Consider the following 17,931-nt stretch of genomic DNA (forward strand, 5'->3'; position numbering starts at 1 on the left):
GACTCCTGTCTCGGTAGCGATTTGCGTTGGTGGATGCGTGGTGCCCATGGGCAGGATCGAACTGCCGACCTCTCCCTTACCAAGGGAGTGCTCTACCACTGAGCCACATGGGCAAAACTTGCGAACAGTGAATGGAGCGGGTGAAGGGAATCGAACCCTCGTCGTAAGCTTGGAAGGCTTCTGCTCTACCATTGAGCTACACCCGCCCGGGTTACTTCTTCCCTTGCCGCCGGCCCTGGCTAAGGACCGAACTCACTGCTTAATTCTGGTGGAGAGGGCTGGATTCGAACCAGCGTAGGCGTAAGCCAACAGATTTACAGTCTGCCCCCTTTAGCCACTCGGGCACCTCTCCGAAGAGAACTTGCGATTATGGGACCATCGAGGCACCTTGTCAAGCAGTGCGTGATGAAATCGCTAGATTTTCGAGTGTAGACACTCCCGCTCTTTAGTCGACGCACGCCAAACGGGCCGCCATCAAGCGCTCAGCGACACAGCCAACTTGGGTGGAAGGTAACCACAGGCCGCTAGCAACACACTTGAACGCCGCCCTGCCTTCTTAGAGGCTCATGGGAGCGGAGGATTTCTCTTTCATGCTGATCGAGAAGCCTGGGTGCTTCGCGTTCATCGGCAACGGTGATGGCGACCACCGGGAGCAAGGCCATGGTTTAGGCCCGTGCATGCTGCACAACCCGAGTTACGACTTCAACGACGAGTTGCTGCCATTGGGGGCGACGTACTGGGTACGGCTGGTGGAGAAGTACCTGGCACGGAGTTGAGCCGGGTAGTGTCGCTTGAGGAAGCGTAAAAGCCACCGGGTTCGGTGGCTTTTGTTTTGGAGTGAGCGGAGCTTTGAGGGATTCGTGTTTGCAGCCGCCTAAAAGCAAACACCCCAGCTCGGTGTGGAGCTGGGGTGTTTTATGGGAGAGCCTGGCGATGACCTACTTTCACACGGGAATCCGCACTATCATCGGCGCGGAGTCGTTTCACGGTCCTGTTCGGGATGGGAAGGGGTGGTACCGACTCGCTATGGTCACCAGGCTATGACTTGTCGCGTCGTTGCGTTTGTGGGCAACGTCGCCAATATGGGAATGTAGTTTAGGTTGTGACTTATGTATCAGGCACAAGGCAGACCCAGCCGGAAACATACCGGTTATAGGATCAAGCCGCACGGGCAATTAGTACTGGTTAGCTGAACGCATTACTGCGCTTCCACACCCAGCCTATCAACGTCCTGGTCTCGAACGACCCTTCAGGGAGATCAAGTCTCCAGGGAATCCTCATCTTCAGGCAAGTTTCCCGCTTAGATGCTTTCAGCGGTTATCTCTTCCGTACATAGCTACCCTGCGATGCCTCTGGCGAGACAACAGGTACACCAGCGGTACGTCCACTCCGGTCCTCTCGTACTAGGAGCAGCCCCCGTCAAGATTCCAACGCCCACGGCAGATAGGGACCAAACTGTCTCACGACGTTTTAAACCCAGCTCACGTACCTCTTTAAATGGCGAACAGCCATACCCTTGGGACCGGCTACAGCCCCAGGATGAGATGAGCCGACATCGAGGTGCCAAACACCGCCGTCGATATGAACTCTTGGGCGGTATCAGCCTGTTATCCCCAGAGTACCTTTTATCCGTTGAGCGATGGCCCTTCCATACAGAACCACCGGATCACTATGTCCTGCTTTCGCACCTGCTCGACTTGTCGGTCTCGCAGTTAAGCACGCTTTTGCCATTGCACTTTAGGTACGATGTCCGACCGTACCAAGCGTACCTTCGAACTCCTCCGTTACACTTTGGGAGGAGACCGCCCCAGTCAAACTGCCTACCATGCACTGTCCCCGACCCGGATTCACGGGCCAAGGTTAGAACCTCAAACAAACCAGGGTGGTATTTCAAGGTCGGCTCCACCGAAACTAGCGTCCCGGTTTCAAAGCCTCCCACCTATCCTACACAGATCGGTTCAAAGTCCAATGCAAAGCTACAGTAAAGGTTCATGGGGTCTTTCCGTCTAGCCGCGGGGAGATTGCATCATCACAAACACTTCAACTTCGCTGAGTCTCGGGAGGAGACAGTGTGGCCATCGTTACGCCATTCGTGCAGGTCGGAACTTACCCGACAAGGAATTTCGCTACCTTAGGACCGTTATAGTTACGGCCGCCGTTTACCGGGACTTCAATCAAGAGCTTGCACCCCATCATTTAATCTTCCGGCACCGGGCAGGCGTCACACCCTATACGTCCACTTTCGTGTTTGCAGAGTGCTGTGTTTTTATTAAACAGTCGCAGCCACCATTTTATTGCAACCCCTTCGTCCTTCTGGCGCGAGCCAGTCAAACTACAAGGGCGTACCTTATCCCGAAGTTACGGTACCAATTTGCCGAGTTCCTTCTCCCGAGTTCTCTCAAGCGCCTTAGAATACTCATCTCGCCCACCTGTGTCGGTTTGCGGTACGGTCTCGTATGACTGAAGCTTAGAGGCTTTTCTTGGAACCACTTCCAATTGCTTCGCGACCTAAAGTCGCTCGCCCCACACCCTTGAATCACGCACCCGGATTTGCCTAAGTGCCATCTCCAATGCAGGGACCGGGACATCCAACACCCGGACAACCTTCCGCGATCCGTCCCCCCATCGCATCATACGACGGTGCAGGAATATTAACCTGCTTCCCATCAGCTACGCATCTCTGCCTCGCCTTAGGGGCCGACTCACCCTACGCCGATGAACGTTGCGTAGGAAACCTTGGGCTTACGGCGAGGGGGCCTTTCACCCCCTTTATCGCTACTCATGTCAGCATTCGCACTTCTGATACCTCCAGCATCCTTTACAAGACACCTTCACAGGCTTACAGAACGCTCTCCTACCATGCACTTACGTGCATCCGCAGCTTCGGTATATGGCTTAGCCCCGTTACATCTTCCGCGCAGGACGACTCGATCAGTGAGCTATTACGCTTTCTTTAAAGGGTGGCTGCTTCTAAGCCAACCTCCTGACTGTTTTAGCCTTCCCACTTCGTTTCCCACTTAGCCATATTTAGGGACCTTAGCTGGCGGTCTGGGTTGTTTCCCTCTTGACACCGGACGTTAGCACCCGATGTCTGTCTCCCGTGATTGCACTCTTCGGTATTCGGAGTTTGCTATGGCGGGGTAATCAGCAATAGACCCCCCAACCATGACAGTGCTCTACCCCCGAAGGTGAGACACGAGGCACTACCTAAATAGTTTTCGGAGAGAACCAGCTATTTCCAAGTTTGTTTAGCCTTTCACCCCTATCCACAGCTCATCCCCTAACTTTTCAACGTTAGTGGGTTCGGTCCTCCAGTACGTGTTACCGCACCTTCAACCTGGCCATGGATAGATCACTTGGTTTCGGGTCTACACCCAGCGACTGAACGCCCTATTCGGACTCGCTTTCGCTACGCCTTCCCTAATCGGTTAAGCTTGCCACTGAATGTAAGTCGCTGACCCATTATACAAAAGGTACGCCGTCACCCGTTTCCAGGCTCCGACTGTTTGTATGCATGCGGTTTCAGGATCTATTTCACTCCCCTCCCGGGGTTCTTTTCGCCTTTCCCTCACGGTACTGGTTCACTATCGGTCGATTACGAGTATTTAGCCTTGGAGGATGGTCCCCCCATCTTCAGACAGGATTTCACGTGTCCCGCCCTACTTGTCGTACACCTAGTTCCACAATACTGCTTTCGCATACGGGGCTATCACCCACTATGGCCGGACTTTCCATTCCGTTCTGCTAGCAATACTGCTAAAGAGTACAAGGCTGATCCCATTTCGCTCGCCACTACTTTGGGAATCTCGGTTGATTTCTGTTCCTGCAGCTACTTAGATGTTTCAGTTCACTGCGTTCGCTTCCCTGACCTATGTATTCAGTCAGGGATGACCCATGCGGGCCGGGTTTCCCCATTCGGACATCTGCGGATCAAAGCTTGTTTGCCAGCTCCCCGCAGCTTTTCGCAGGCTACTACGTCCTTCATCGCCTGTAATCGCCAAGGCATCCACCACATGCACTTATTCGCTTGACCCTATAACGAGTATGTCTCGCTATAGGCTGAGTTCTCGCGTTGTGCCGTATTCCAAGACAATCTTTCGATTGCTCTGGTAATACTGGTTGATACAATCACAACCCAGTGTCGCGTTTGAATGTGCGTCTCATCAACGCACCGCGACACCTTTACTACATTCCATATTGTTAAAGAACAGCCGAACTTTTACGCTCGTCTTGGCTAGGCCAAACGCAAACACCATCGACACCGCGTCGATGCTTGCGTTTGGTAACCAAAAGGTATTGGTGGAGGATGACGGGATCGAACCGACGACCCCCTGCTTGCAAAGCAGGTGCTCTCCCAGCTGAGCTAATCCCCCAGTCACGGCAGAGATACTTCCACCGTCCGTAACTTGGTGGGTCTGGTAGGACTTGAACCTACGACCCCCGCCTTATCAAGACGGTGCTCTAACCACCTGAGCTACAGACCCTTGGCTGTAACATCAAACAAACCGATAAGTGTGGACGCCTAACGTCGGATGCACGCTCTTAAAGGAGGTGATCCAGCCGCACCTTCCGATACGGCTACCTTGTTACGACTTCACCCCAGTCATGAACCCTACCGTGGTAATCGCCCTCCTTGCGGTTAGGCTAACTACTTCTGGTAAAGCCCACTCCCATGGTGTGACGGGCGGTGTGTACAAGACCCGGGAACGTATTCACCGCGGCATGCTGATCCGCGATTACTAGCGATTCCAGCTTCACGTAGTCGAGTTGCAGACTACGATCCGGACTACGATGCATTTTCTGGGATTAGCTCCACCTCGCGGCTTGGCAACCCTCTGTATGCACCATTGTATGACGTGTGAAGCCCTACCCATAAGGGCCATGAGGACTTGACGTCATCCCCACCTTCCTCCGGTTTGTCACCGGCAGTCTCTCTAGAGTGCCCTTTCGTAGCAACTAGAGACAAGGGTTGCGCTCGTTGCGGGACTTAACCCAACATCTCACGACACGAGCTGACGACAGCCATGCAGCACCTGTGTCCACTTTCTCTTTCGAGCACCTAATGCATCTCTGCTTCGTTAGTGGCATGTCAAGGGTAGGTAAGGTTTTTCGCGTTGCATCGAATTAATCCACATCATCCACCGCTTGTGCGGGTCCCCGTCAATTCCTTTGAGTTTTAATCTTGCGACCGTACTCCCCAGGCGGTCAACTTCACGCGTTAGCTACGTTACTAAGGAAATGAATCCCCAACAACTAGTTGACATCGTTTAGGGCGTGGACTACCAGGGTATCTAATCCTGTTTGCTCCCCACGCTTTCGTGCATGAGCGTCAGTGTTATCCCAGGGGGCTGCCTTCGCCATCGGTATTCCTCCACATCTCTACGCATTTCACTGCTACACGTGGAATTCTACCCCCCTCTGACACACTCTAGCCGTGCAGTCACCAATGCAATTCCCAGGTTAAGCCCGGGGATTTCACATCGGTCTTGCACAACCGCCTGCGCACGCTTTACGCCCAGTAATTCCGATTAACGCTTGGACCCTACGTATTACCGCGGCTGCTGGCACGTAGTTAGCCGGTCCTTATTCTTCCGGTACCGTCATCGACCCCAGGTATTAACCAGAGCCATTTCTTTCCGGACAAAAGTGCTTTACAACCCGAAGGCCTTCTTCACACACGCGGCATTGCTGGATCAGGCTTTCGCCCATTGTCCAAAATTCCCCACTGCTGCCTCCCGTAGGAGTCTGGGCCGTGTCTCAGTCCCAGTGTGGCTGATCGTCCTCTCAGACCAGCTACTGATCGTCGCCTTGGTGAGCCTTTACCTCACCAACTAGCTAATCAGACATCGGCCGCTCCTATAGCATGAGGCCTTGCGGTCCCCCACTTTCACCCTCAGGTCGTATGCGGTATTAGCTAATCTTTCGACTAGTTATCCCCCACTACAGGGCACGTTCCGATGTATTACTCACCCGTTCGCCACTCGCCATCAATCTAGCAAGCTAGATCATGCTGCCGTTCGACTTGCATGTGTAAGGCATGCCGCCAGCGTTCAATCTGAGCCAGGATCAAACTCTTCAGTTCAATCTGCTGTTTTCGCTCTTTACGAGCGGTCGCTCACTCTCAGAATCTGACTTGAACTTTCGTTCAAACCTTACTTCTGTGCGAGCACTTCATTACTTGTTAGCTAACGAGACGAATCTCGTCGCACCCAGTATTAAGCGCCCACACTTATCGGCTGTTTGCTTGTTAAAGAACTGCGCGATCAACTTTGTTCACCGCGTCGCTGCGTTTGCTGCAGCAGAGAAATGAGATTATGCAGAGCTTTTTCGCCGCTGTCAACAACTTGCTGAAGAATTTTTATCGTTCAACGCGTCGCTAACTTCACTGCAACTTCGAGCCATCGCCAACCACTCAACAACCCGCAAACCCGCACCACTTCTACTTCTCCACCGCCTTAACCACCCCGCCGTCGCTTTCGTTTCGGCGCTGTCGTTTGCAGCGAGGGGCGAACTATAGGCATCTTTGGCGGACTTGGCAAGCCCTTTCTTTTGGTAGGGTCTTTCGCCCCTTTTTATGCGCTCAAACCGCTGCATGGCCGCGCATCCAATGCAGCCCTTTAGCGGTGCGCTTTCTGGCCGCCCGCGCTCGCATGTGAAAGGCATTCACTACGGAGGTGGGCGGAGCCTCGTTCACAAGCGAGACCGCTCGCTCTAATGAGACGGTGGCGTCATGAATCTCGCCCAAGGCGTCCTGGAGCTTGCGGAGGCGCTTCCGATAGCGCTTGGCGGCCCGTGCCCCGAGGGCGGGGTAAAACGCTTCATATAGATAGCGCCACTGCTTGGCCGCAATGCGCGCGCGGTGCAAACGTGCAGCAGAGGCCCGCTTGGGATGGCGCCCGCGGCGCAGCACCTTCTTCCGGAGAGCGGCGGCTCGTGCATGTGCGAAGCGTGCTCGCCGCGAAGGCTTACCGGACAAACGGAACGCAGCCACGGCGCCCTCCAACTCCGTCAGCGCGCTCATGACGCCGGGCGACGCCAACTCCGCACGCAGTGTTTGCCAGGCGCGATGGCGGGCTTGCTTTGCCCGCTCAACTGCGGCGGCGAGCCATGTGCGGCCCGCGTCATCGCCTTCTGTAAGCGCGGCCTGGGCGTCCGGGAGCCAGTCTGTGAGTAAAACGTCCCACTCACGCACGGGGCCGGTCGCGCCCGCCAGCGTGCGCAGGCGTGGCTTCCATTCCGTAGTGAACGCAGGCGGCAGCACTGGAGCGAACGTCACCCACGCGGACCGCAGCCGCCGCAACGTCACGCGGAACTGATGGAGGTCCTCGTTACTGGCATCGGGCCGACCCAGCTTGGCGAGCGCATCGCGCAGTGCCGCAACGTGCTGGATGACGATGTTGGCGAAGACAGAAAGAATTTCGGCATGTGAGTGCTGGCTCACGATGCTCCCCGCTGGATTGATTCGATAGCCAACAGGCACGCAAGGTGCGCGCCCTGCATTTCACTGTAGGCGACGGGGAAGAAACTTTGGCGGGGCCGATCCAGCCTCAGCGCGCTTCGCTTGCGACAACGACGTCGACCTCAGCCGCGCGGAAGACTTCCGTCATGGCCTCGGGCACGGGCACGTCGGTGAAGAATTTGTCGATCTGCGAGATGTGGCCGAGGCGGACGACGGCGCGGCGGCCGAACTTGGAGTGGTCGGCGGCGAGCCAGACTTCGCGCGACTGCTCGACGATGGCTTGCGCCACGCGCACCTCGCGGTAGTCGTAATCGAGCAGTGTGCCGTCTTCGTCGATGCTGGAGACGCCGATGATGCCGATGTCGACGCGGAACTGCTTCATGAAGTCGATCGTGGCCTCGCCGACGATGCCGCGGTCGCGGTTGCGCACCAGGCCGCCGGCGACGATGACTTCGGCATCCGGGCTGCCCGAGAGGATCGACGCCACGTTCAGGTTGTTGGTGATGACGCGCAACCCCTTGCGACCGACGAGCGCCTTGGAGATCTCTTCGGTGGTCGTTCCGATGTTGATGATGAGGGAGCGACCGGGCTCGACGTGGCGGGCGACGACTTCGGCAATGCGGCGCTTGGCGTCGATGTGCAGGACCTGGCGCTGGTCGTAGTCGATGTTCTCCACCGAGGACGGCAAGCCAACACCGCCGTGATAACGCGCAAGCAGCCGCTCGTCTTCGAGCTGGCGGATGTCGCGGCGAATAGTCTGGGTGGTCACGCCGAGCACGCGGGCAAGGGCGTCGACCGAAGCATCGCCGTGCTGGCGAACGTACTCAAGAATTTGGCGGTGTCGCGGAAGCATCAAATGAACATAAACGAACACATATGATCGAATTAGGCGATTCCCTACGTTGCTTTATTTTCGCCTTTCACTACACTATCCGCGAACGCGTTGCAGTTCGCAAGAAAAGGCGCGCAAACCAACAGAATCCAACCCAAACCCATGCAACACACCGATGCGTCGCATCTGGACTGTGATCTGCTGGTGGTCGGAGGCGGCATCAACGGCGTCGGCATTGCGCGCGACGCTGTCGGGCGGGGCCTGTCAGTCGTCCTGTGTGAAAAGGACGACCTGGCCCAGCACACCTCCTCGGCCTCGACCAAGCTGATCCACGGCGGGCTGCGTTACCTCGAATATTACGAATTCAGCCTCGTGCGCAAGGCGCTGCAGGAGCGGGAAGTGCTGCTGCGCATGGCGCCGCACATCATGTGGCCGCTGCGCTTCGTGATGCCGCACGATGCCGCGCAACGTCCAGCCTGGATGATCCGCGCGGGTCTGTTCCTATATGACCATCTGGCGCACCGACGCTTTCTGCCGGGTTCGGAGTCGATCAAACTGGGGCGGCATCCGGCAGGCAAACCGCTCAAGCCTGGCTATACGCGGGGCTTCGTCTATTCCGACGGCTGGGTCGACGACGCTCGCCTGGTGGTGCTCAACGCACGTGACGCGGCCGACCGCGGCGCGCACATCCTCACCCGCACGCGCTGCCTGAACGCCGAGCGCCGCGCCGATGGCTGGCATGCCTCGCTGGCGGGGCCGGACGGCATCCGCTCGGTGCGCGCCAAGGCGGTGGTCAACGCGGCCGGCCCGTGGGCGGCGGAATTCGCCCGTGCGGCACACGCGCTGCCCAGCACGCGCGGCCTGCGCCTGATCAAGGGCAGCCATATTGTTGTGCGGCGGATGTTCGACCACCCGTTCGCCTATATCTTCCAGAACCCGGACGGGCGGATCGTGTTTGCGATCCCGTACCAGAACGATTTCACGCTGATCGGCACGACCGACCTGGAATACAAGGGCTCGGTGGATCAGGTGGCCATCGACGCCGGCGAAATTCAGTACCTGTGCGACATGGCGAGTCGCTATTTCACACAGCAGCTCACGCCAGCCGATGTGGTGTGGACGTACTCGGGCGTGCGCCCCCTGCTGGATGACAGCGCCGCCAACGCCTCGGCCATCACGCGCGACTACCTGGTCGAATGCGAGACCGGCGCCGACGGCAACAGCGCCCCGCTCATCAACGTGTGGGGCGGCAAGATCACGACCTACCGCAAGCTGGCCGAAGAAGCGCTGGACCAACTGGCGCCGCATCTGCCCGCAGCCGGCAAGCCATCGTGGACGGCCACCGCATCGCTGCCGGGGGGCGATCTGGAAGCGCCGGGGCAGCTGGTTGCCGAATACACCTTCGACGATTTTGTGGCGCGCCTGCAAAAACGTTTGCCGTGGCTGCCGACCAAGCTGGCGGTGCGCTATGCGCACCAATACGGCACGCGCGTGAACACGCTGCTGGCCGGCGCGACACGGCTGGAAGAGCTTGGCGCTGAGGTGACGCCTGGCCTGTACGAAGCGGAAATCCGCTACCTGATCGAACACGAATGGGCCCGCACGGCGCAGGACATCCTGTGGCGGCGGACCAAGCTGGGGTTGCATGCGAGCGATGCCGATCGCAGCCGGCTGGAGGGCTGGCTGATGCGGCATCTGCCGGACAACGAAGCCGCCCCGGCTGCAGAACAAGCCCCCTGATCCTCAGAGGTTGGCGACAAAGCAGCACACGGGCCGGGGGGCCCGAAAGATCAAGCTGTAGAGAAGTACAAAGACGGGAGACACAATTGATTCTGGAACTGGACCAGGTTACGGCCGTGGTCGGGGCGCAGACACATCTGTACCCGACCAGCCTGCGGCTGGCGCCCGGCGCGATCAACGTGCTGCTCGGGCCCACGCAGGCCGGCAAGACCACGCTGATGCGCATCATGGCCGGGCTGGACCGGCCGACCACCGGCCGCGTGCTGGTCGATGGCAAGGACGTGACGGGCGTCGGTGTACGCGATCGCAATCTGGCGATGGTGTACCAGCAATTCATCAACTACCCGGCGATGACGGTGTTCGACAACATCGCGTCGCCGCTGCGCTTGCAGGGCACCAACAAGGGCGAGATCGATACGCGCGTTCGCGCGGTCGCTGCCAAGCTGCACATCGAACATCTGCTGCAGCGCCTGCCGGCCGAGCTGTCGGGCGGCCAGCAGCAGCGTTGCGCGCTGGCGCGGGCGCTGGTCAAGCGCGCGCCGCTGGTGCTGCTTGATGAGCCGCTGGTCAACCTCGACTACAAGCTGCGCGAAGAACTGCGCGCCGAGCTGGCCTCGCTCTTCGCCGACGGCGGCACGACGGTGGTGTACGCCACCACCGAACCGCAGGAAGCGCTGCTGCTGGGCGGCCACACCGTCGTCATGCACGAAGGCCGCGTGCTGCAGGACGGCCCAACGCTCGACATGTATGAAGTGCCCGTGTCGGTGAACGCCGCCGCCATCTTCAACGACCCGCCGATGAACGTGCTGGATGCCACCGTGGCCGAAGGCAACCACATCCGCCTTCCGCAAGGGATCGATGTGCCGTGGACGCGCCCGCTGCCGATGGCGGCTGGCACACGCTGCCGCATCGGCCTGCGCCCAAGCCACATCCGCCTGGCACCCCGCAACGGTGGCGCCGTCGCGCTGCCGGGCACGGTGGAACTGGCCGAGCTGTCGGGTTCGGAAACCTATCTGCACGTGCGCGCGCATGCCGCCGGCCAGCCAAGCAGCATCGGCCTGGTCGCGCAGTTGCCGGGCGTGCATGAGTTCGAGCTGGGTGCGGCGCTGGATGTGTTTGTCGATCCGGCCGAGCTGTTCCTGTTCGATGACGCGGGCAAGCTGGTGAGCGCGCCCAAGCAGGGAGACGCCCATGGCGCGCATTGAATTCCGCAACCTGGGGCACAGCTACCGCCCCAATCCGCAATCGCTATCGGATTACGCGCTGCAGCCGATGAACATGACGTGGCGTGACGGCGGTGCCTATGCACTGCTGGGCCCGTCGGGCTGCGGCAAGTCCACGCTGCTGAACATCATCTCGGGGCTGCTGGTGCCGTCTGAGGGCCAGGTGCTGTTTGACGGCCAGGACGTGACGCACGCCAGCCCGCGCGAGCGCAACATCGCGCAGGTGTTCCAGTTCCCGGTCATCTACGACACGATGACCGTGTTCGACAACCTCGCCTTCCCGCTGCGCAACCGCAAGACGCCGGAAGCCGAAGTGAAGAAGCGCGTGGAGGAAGTGGCCGAGATTCTTGAACTGCAGCACGCGCTCAAGCGCCGCGCCTCCGGTCTGGCGGCGGACGCCAAGCAGAAGATCTCGCTCGGTCGCGGCCTGGTGCGCAAGGACGTGGCGGCCATCCTGTTCGATGAGCCGCTCACCGTCATTGATCCGCACCTGAAGTGGCAACTGCGCCGCCAGCTCAAGAAGATTCACCAGCAACTGAAGCTCACGCTGATTTACGTGACGCACGATCAGGTGGAAGCGCTGACCTTTGCCGATGAGGTGGTCGTCATGACCGAAGGCAAGGTGGTGCAGCAAGGTGGGCCGGAAGCGCTGTTCGAGCGGCCGGACCACACCTTCGTCGGCTACTTCATCGGCAGCCCGGGCATGAACCTCTACCCGGTGACGGTGGCTGGCGACGTGATTGCGCTGGGCGACCAGCGCCTGTCCGTGAGCACTGACACGCTGGCCACGCTCAAGAACGCAAACGGTTCGCTCAAGCTGGGCATCCGTCCGGAGTTCGTGCAACTGGCCGCGCCGGGCGAAGTTGGCACCGTGGCGGCTGACGTGCACCAGGTGCAGCAGCTTGGTACGCACCAATTGTTGACGGCCAGTCTTGGTGGCAATGGTGACGGCACGGTTGGCCTGCCAATCAAGGCCAAGCTGCCGAACGAAGTGAGCGTGACCGAATCGCGCGTGTGGCTGCGCCTCGATGCGCCGCAGACGCTGTACTACAGCAATGACGAGAGGATCGGCCGATGAACAAGCCGCTCAACAACAAGGCGTGGTTTCTGATCCTGCCGGTGTTCCTGTGCGTGGCGTTCTCCGCCATCCTGCCGTTGATGACGGTGGTGAACTACTCGGTGCAGGACATCATCAGCCCCGAGCAGCACGTGTTCGTGGGCGTGGACTGGTTCCGCCAGATCCTGCGTGATGGCGATCTGCAGGACGCCCTCACCCGTCAGCTGATCTTCTCGCTGTGCGTGCTGGCGGTGGAGATTCCGCTGGGCATCGGCCTGGCCCTGTCGATGCCGTCCAAGGGCTGGAAGGCCTCGGCGGCGCTGGTGGTGCTCGCCATGCCGTTGCTGATTCCCTGGAACGTGGTCGGCACGATCTGGCAGATCTTCGGGCGCTCGGACATCGGCCTGGCCGGCTACTGGCTCAACCAACTGGGCATCGACTACAACTACACGTCGCATTCGTTCGACGCGTGGATCACCGTGCTGATCATGGACGTGTGGCACTGGACGCCGCTGGTGGCGCTGCTGGCCTATGCCGGCCTGCGCTCGATTCCGGATGCGTTCTACCAGGCGGCAGAGATTGACGGCGCGAGCCGCCTGGCCGTGTTCCGCTACATCCAGTTGCCGAAGATGCGCGGCGTGCTGATGATCGGCGTGCTGCTGCGCTTCATGGACAGCTTCATGATCTACACCGAGCCGTTCGTGCTCACCGGCGGTGGCCCCGGCAATGCGACGACCTTCTTGTCGCAGTACCTGACGCAGAAGGCGGTCGGCCAGTTCGATCTGGGCCCGGCGGCAGCGTTCTCGATCGTGTACTTCCTCATCATCCTGCTGTTCTGCTTCGTCCTCTACAACTGGATGCAGCGCGTGGGCAGCGCCAGCGCGGCCGTGGGAGACGACCATGCGTAATCAAAACAACGAACGCCAGCGCAAGATCGCCCGCGCCATCACACTCGTCGTGTACGTGGCCTTTGCCGTGCTGCCGCTGTATTGGATGTTGAGCATGTCGCTCAAGACCAACGAGGAGACGCTCGCCGGCTTCTCGTTCTGGCCGAAACTCGTCACGTTCGACAACTACAAGATCATCTTCACCGACCCGTCGTGGTACTGGGGTTACATCAACTCCATCATCTACGTGACGATGAACACGGTGCTCTCGACCGTGGTGGCCCTGCCGGCGGCCTACGCCTTCTCGCGCTACCGCTTCCTGGGCGACAAGCACATGTTCTTCTGGCTGCTGACCAACCGCATGACGCCGCCCGCGGTGTTCCTGCTGCCGTTCTTCCAGCTGTATTCGACGGTCGGCCTGATGGACACCCACCTGGGCGTGGCGCTGGCGCACATGCTGTTCAACGTGCCGCTGGCGGTGTGGATTCTCGAAGGCTTCATGTCGGGCATCCCGCGCGAGATCGACGAGACGGCCTACATCGACGGCTACCGCTTCCCCGCGTTCTTCCTGAAGATCTTCCTGCCGCTGATCAAGGCGGGCGTGGGCGTGACCGCGTTCTTCTGCTTCATGTTCAGCTGGGTGGAGCTGCTGCTCGCACGCACGCTCACCTCGGTCGATGCAAAACCCATCACGGCGGTGATGACGCGCACGGTGTCGGCCTCGGGCATGGACTGGGGCGTGCTGGCCGCAGCCGGTGTGCTGACGATCATTCCCGGCGCGCTGGTGATCTGGTTTGTGCGGAACTACATCGCGAAGGGCTTCGCGATGGGCCGCGTCTAAAAGAACGAAAAGAACAGGAGACACAGCCATGTTCAGCTGGATGGCCTGGACGCCCGAAGTGGCGACTTTCTTTGGCTGCATCGCCTTGATGCTGGCCAGCATGACGGTGTGGGAAGTGGCCCGACCGACCGTGGAGCGCAAAGGCTTTCTGCCCATTGCCACCACGCGCGGCGACCGCCTTTTCATTGGGCTGCTAACCGCGGCCTACATCAACCTGGCGTGGGTCGGTTTCACGTCGGAAGAGACCAGCGCCTGGGGTGGGTTCATCGCCTCGATGGTGGTGCTGGTGATTGTGATGTGGCGCGGTTGATGTGGCGCGATTGAGGCGCCGCTGCATTCGCGTTCATATTTGTCTTTGTATTTGCAGGTTCGGAAGCACCAGCACGGGCTGACGCTTCCACGCCCGAATTGACTTACGGGCACACGCATTCCACCACGCTCCCCGCGTCGGAATGTCGGATGTTTTCGCTGCGGGGAGAACAAAAAGCACGAGGAGATACCGATGAAAACATCCTGGCGCATGACGCTTCAGATCAGTGCCATCGCACTGGCAAGCGCCCTGGCTGTCGGCGCAGCACACGCCGGCGAGGCCGAAGCCAAGAAGTGGATCAGCAGCGAATTCCAGCCCAGCACGCTGTCGCAAGACAAGCAGATGGCGGAAATGAAATGGTTCATCGACGCCGCGGCCAAGCTCAAGGCCAAGGGCGTGACCGAGATCCACGTCGTGTCGGAAACGCTCGACACGCACGCGTATGAATCGAAGACGCTGGCCAAGGCCTTCGAAGAAATCACCGGCATCAAGGTCAAGCACGACATCATGCAGGAAGGCGATGTCGTCGAAAAACTGCAGACCTCGATGCAGTCCGGCAAGAGCATCTACGACGGCTGGATCTCCGACTCCGACCTGATCGGCACGCACTACCGCTACGGCGTGATCATGCCGCTGTCGGACTACATGACCGGCGAAGGCAAGGAGTTCACCAACCCGGGCCTGGATCTGAAAGACTTCATCGGCACCAGCTTCACCACCGCATCGGACGGCAAGCTGTACCAGTTGCCCGACCAGCAGTTCGCCAACCTGTACTGGTTCCGCGCCGACTGGTTCGCCCGCAAGGACCTGCAAGACAAGTTCAAGGCCAAGTACGGCTACGACCTGGGCGTGCCCGTCAACTGGACGGCCTATGAAGACATCGCCAACTTCTTCACCAACGACGTGAAGGAACTTGACGGCAAGCGCGTCTACGGCCACATGGACTACGGCAAGAAAGACCCGTCGCTGGGCTGGCGCTTTACCGATGCGTGGCTGTCGATGGCCGGCTCCGCCGACAAGGGCATCCCGAACGGTCTGCCCGTGGACGAATGGGGTATCCGCGTGGCCGACGACAAGTGCACCCCGGTGGGCGCATCGGTCTCGCGCGGCGGTGCCACCAATAGCCCGGCTGCCGTGTACGCCCTCACCAAGTACATCGACTGGATGAAGAAGTTCGCCCCGCCCGAGGCGACCGGCATGACCTTCAACGAAGCTGGCCCGGTGCCCGCACAAGGCCACATCGCCCAGCAGGTGTTCTGGTACAGCGCCTTCACCGCGCCGATGACCAAGCCGGGCCCGGTCGTGAACACCGACGGCTCGCCCAAGTGGCGCATGGCCCCGTCGCCGCACGGCCCGTACTGGAAGGACGGCATGCAGAACGGCTACCAGGACGTCGGCTCGTGGACGTTCTTCAAGTCCACCCCGTTCGAGCGCCGCTCGGCTGCCTGGCTGTACGCCCAGTTCGTCACGTCGAAGACCGTGTCGCTCAAGAAGTCGATCACCGGCCTCACGTTCATTCGTGACTCCGACATCCACAGCGACTACTTCACCAAGAACGCGGCCAAGTACGGCGGCCTGATCGAGTTCTACCGCAGCCCGGCCCGCGTGGCCTGGACGCCAACCGGCAACAACGTGCCCGACTATCCGAAGCTGGCCCAGCTCTGGTGGAAGAACGTCGCCACGGCCGTGACTGCGGAGAAGACCCCGCAAGCCGCCATGGACAACCTGGCCAAGGAAATGGACCAGGTGATGGGCCGCCTGCAGCGCGCCGGCATGAAGAACTGCGCGCCCAAGCTGAACCCGGAAAGCGATCCGAACAAGTGGCTGTCGACCGAACACGCCCCGTGGAAGAAGCTCGACAACGAGCGTCCGAAGGGCGAGACGGTGGCTTACGACAAGCTGCTCGCCGCCTGGAAGGCTGGCAAGGTGCGTTAATTCGCGTGTCTGCCGGTCGACCAACCGTCGGCCGGCGGGCTACCATGCCTGCTTCCGTTTTACCTACCGCCGTGCTGGCTCCGGCCCGGCGGTCACCTGATTCAGTCTTATGGAATACCTCCTCGCACTCGACCAGGGCACGTCCAGTTCACGCGCCATCGTCTTCAACCGCGCCGGCCAGATCGTCGCGAGCGCCCAGCAGGAGTTTCCGCAGCATTTTCCGCAGCCCGGCTGGGTTGAGCACGACCCGTTCGACATCTGGAACAGCCAGCTCGCCACCTGCCGCGCCGCACTCGAACAAGCCAAGTTGACGGCTGCCGACATGGCTGCGCTCGGCATCACCAACCAGCGCGAAACCACCCTGGTGTGGGAACGCGCCACGGGCAAACCCATCTTCAACGCGATCGTGTGGCAGGACCGCCGCACCGAGCGCATCTGCGAGCGCCTGCGCGCCGAAGGCCTGGAAGACGAAGTACGCAAGCGCACCGGCCTGATCATCGACCCGTATTTCTCCGCCACCAAGCTGCGCTGGATTCTCGACCATGTGGACGGCGCCCGCGAGCGCGCCGCGCGTGGCGAACTCGCCTTCGGCACCATCGACAGCTGGCTCGTGTGGCAGCTCACGCGCGGCCGCCTGCACGTGACGGATGTGTCCAACGCCTCGCGCACGATGCTGTGGAACATCCACACTGGCGAGTGGGATGCGGACCTGATGCGCGCGCTCGACATTCACCCGAGCCTGCTGCCGGAGGTGCATCCGTCGGCGTACCAGTTCGGGCAGACCGATGCCGACTGGCTCGGCGCCTCGCTCACCATCGGCGGCATTGCCGGCGACCAGCAATCGGCCCTGTTCGGCCAGGCCTGCTTCAAACCCGGCATGGCCAAGAACACCTACGGCACCGGCTGCTTCATGCTGCTCAATACGGGCGACAAGGCGGTGCAGTCGCACAACGGCCTGATCAGCACGGCCGCCTGCCAGAGCAGCACGAAGCGCAGCTATGCGCTGGAGGGCAGCGTGTTCGTCGGCGGCGCAGTGGTGCAGTGGCTGCGTGACGGCCTGCGCGCCATCCAGCGCTCGGCCGATGTGGAAGGGCTGGCCGCCTCGGTGCCCGATTCCGGCGGCGTGGTGTTCGTGCCGTCGTTCACCGGCCTCGGCGCACCGTACTGGGACCCGACCGCGCAAGGCGCCATCGTCGGCCTGTCGCGCGGCACGACCATCGGCCATATCGCACGGGCGGCGCTGGAGTCGATCGCCTTCCAGAGCACTGCGCTGCTGCAAGCCATGACCCGCGATGCCGTCTCCACCATCTCGGAGCTGCGCGTGGACGGCGGTGCTTCGGCCAACAACCTGCTGCTGCAATTCCAGGCGGACCTGCTGGGCATCCCGGTTGTGCGCCCCGAGATCATCGAGACCACCGCGCTCGGCGCCGCCTACCTGGCTGGCATCGCCACCGGCTTCTACAAAGGCGAGGACGAAGTCGCGCAGCAATGGCGCGCCTCGCGTACGTTCCACCCCGTCATCAGCCGGGATGAGGCCGCGCACCGCATCGCGCAGTGGGAAATGGCCGTCGCGCAGGTCCGCCTGCCGACCACGCGCGGGCACTGACACCCAACGTAGCGGCCCGAAAAAAGGCGACCCCGAGGGTC

At 60.5% G+C, this 17,931-nt stretch carries 10 protein-coding genes, 5 tRNA genes, 3 rRNA genes and 1 pseudogene; 9 read left to right on the plus strand and 10 right to left on the minus strand.

Features of this window, described 5'->3' with window-relative positions; all coding sequences use genetic code 11:
- Window positions 1-38: 38 nt before the first annotated feature.
- From ACN9M1_RS14830 to ACN9M1_RS14840, 3 genes are all read right to left on the minus strand, one after another.
- Window positions 39-113, minus strand: a tRNA-Thr gene (locus ACN9M1_RS14830).
- A 19-nt stretch (window positions 114-132) separates the two neighbouring features.
- Window positions 133-206, minus strand: a tRNA-Gly gene (locus tag ACN9M1_RS14835).
- Between the two features lie 60 nt (window positions 207-266).
- Window positions 267-352: transfer RNA gene (locus ACN9M1_RS14840), tRNA-Tyr, on the minus strand.
- A gap of 214 nt (window positions 353-566) precedes the next feature.
- On the opposite strand from ACN9M1_RS14840, the pseudogene ACN9M1_RS14845 reads away from it, so the two are divergent.
- Window positions 567-776: pseudogene (locus tag ACN9M1_RS14845) on the plus strand (amidohydrolase); the annotation flags it as partial.
- Between the two features lie 149 nt (window positions 777-925).
- Here the strand turns inward: ACN9M1_RS14845 and rrf are convergent.
- The 7 genes from rrf to ACN9M1_RS14880 all read right to left on the minus strand — a co-directional run bounded on the left by rrf (window position 926) and on the right by ACN9M1_RS14880 (window position 8,312).
- A 5S ribosomal RNA gene (gene rrf, locus ACN9M1_RS14850) occupies window positions 926-1,038 on the minus strand.
- A 116-nt stretch (window positions 1,039-1,154) separates the two neighbouring features.
- A 23S ribosomal RNA gene (locus ACN9M1_RS14855) occupies window positions 1,155-4,033 on the minus strand.
- A gap of 264 nt (window positions 4,034-4,297) precedes the next feature.
- Window positions 4,298-4,373, minus strand: a tRNA-Ala gene (locus ACN9M1_RS14860).
- 34 nt (window positions 4,374-4,407) lie between these two features.
- Window positions 4,408-4,484: transfer RNA gene (locus ACN9M1_RS14865), tRNA-Ile, on the minus strand.
- 60 nt (window positions 4,485-4,544) lie between these two features.
- Window positions 4,545-6,082 (minus strand): 16S ribosomal RNA (locus ACN9M1_RS14870).
- Together the 16S, 23S and 5S rRNA genes with 2 tRNA genes alongside form the textbook arrangement of a ribosomal RNA operon.
- A gap of 498 nt (window positions 6,083-6,580) precedes the next feature.
- Window positions 6,581-7,441, minus strand: a complete 861-nt coding sequence (locus ACN9M1_RS14875) for a CHAD domain-containing protein (RefSeq protein ID WP_426398878.1) — start codon at window positions 7,439-7,441, stop codon at window positions 6,581-6,583.
- A 106-nt stretch (window positions 7,442-7,547) separates the two neighbouring features.
- Window positions 7,548-8,312: a DeoR/GlpR family DNA-binding transcription regulator gene (locus ACN9M1_RS14880; RefSeq protein WP_426395501.1), complete on the minus strand. Its 765-nt coding sequence runs from the start codon at window positions 8,310-8,312 to the stop codon at window positions 7,548-7,550.
- A gap of 141 nt (window positions 8,313-8,453) precedes the next feature.
- Between ACN9M1_RS14880 and glpD the strand changes: the two genes are divergently transcribed.
- From glpD to glpK, 8 genes are all read left to right on the plus strand, one after another.
- Window positions 8,454-10,031 (plus strand): glycerol-3-phosphate dehydrogenase, encoded by a 1,578-nt coding sequence (gene glpD, locus ACN9M1_RS14885; RefSeq protein ID WP_426395503.1) that lies wholly within the window; start codon window positions 8,454-8,456, stop codon window positions 10,029-10,031.
- An 86-nt stretch (window positions 10,032-10,117) separates the two neighbouring features.
- Window positions 10,118-11,236, plus strand: a complete 1,119-nt coding sequence (locus tag ACN9M1_RS14890) for an ABC transporter ATP-binding protein (RefSeq protein ID WP_426395505.1) — start codon at window positions 10,118-10,120, stop codon at window positions 11,234-11,236.
- On the plus strand, window positions 11,223-12,332 hold the full coding sequence (locus ACN9M1_RS14895) for an ABC transporter ATP-binding protein (RefSeq protein WP_426395509.1): 1,110 nt from the start codon (window positions 11,223-11,225) through the stop codon (window positions 12,330-12,332). The genes ACN9M1_RS14890 and ACN9M1_RS14895 overlap by 14 nt, the downstream gene beginning before the upstream one ends.
- The gene (locus ACN9M1_RS14900; RefSeq protein WP_426395510.1) at window positions 12,329-13,219 is read left to right on the plus strand and encodes a carbohydrate ABC transporter permease; all 891 of its coding nucleotides are present in this window, start codon (window positions 12,329-12,331) and stop codon (window positions 13,217-13,219) included. Before ACN9M1_RS14895 ends, ACN9M1_RS14900 begins: the two co-directional genes overlap by 4 nt.
- Complete coding sequence (locus ACN9M1_RS14905) at window positions 13,212-14,039, plus strand: carbohydrate ABC transporter permease (RefSeq protein WP_426395512.1); 828 nt, start codon at window positions 13,212-13,214, stop codon at window positions 14,037-14,039. Before ACN9M1_RS14900 ends, ACN9M1_RS14905 begins: the two co-directional genes overlap by 8 nt.
- A 28-nt stretch (window positions 14,040-14,067) precedes the next feature.
- A complete protein-coding gene (locus tag ACN9M1_RS14910; protein ID WP_426395514.1) occupies window positions 14,068-14,349 on the plus strand; it encodes a DUF2160 domain-containing protein in 282 nt (93 codons plus the stop codon).
- 192 nt (window positions 14,350-14,541) lie between these two features.
- Entirely contained in the window at window positions 14,542-16,284 is a 1,743-nt protein-coding gene (locus ACN9M1_RS14915; RefSeq protein WP_426395515.1) for an ABC transporter substrate-binding protein, read from the plus strand.
- Between the two features lie 109 nt (window positions 16,285-16,393).
- Window positions 16,394-17,890, plus strand: coding sequence for a glycerol kinase GlpK (glpK, locus tag ACN9M1_RS14920; protein WP_426395517.1), 1,497 nt, complete (start codon window positions 16,394-16,396; stop codon window positions 17,888-17,890).
- Window positions 17,891-17,931 lie beyond the last annotated feature (41 nt).

Origin of the sequence: Ralstonia sp. R-29 (assembly GCF_049913345.1) — a bacterium.
GTDB lineage: Bacteria > Pseudomonadota > Gammaproteobacteria > Burkholderiales > Burkholderiaceae > Ralstonia.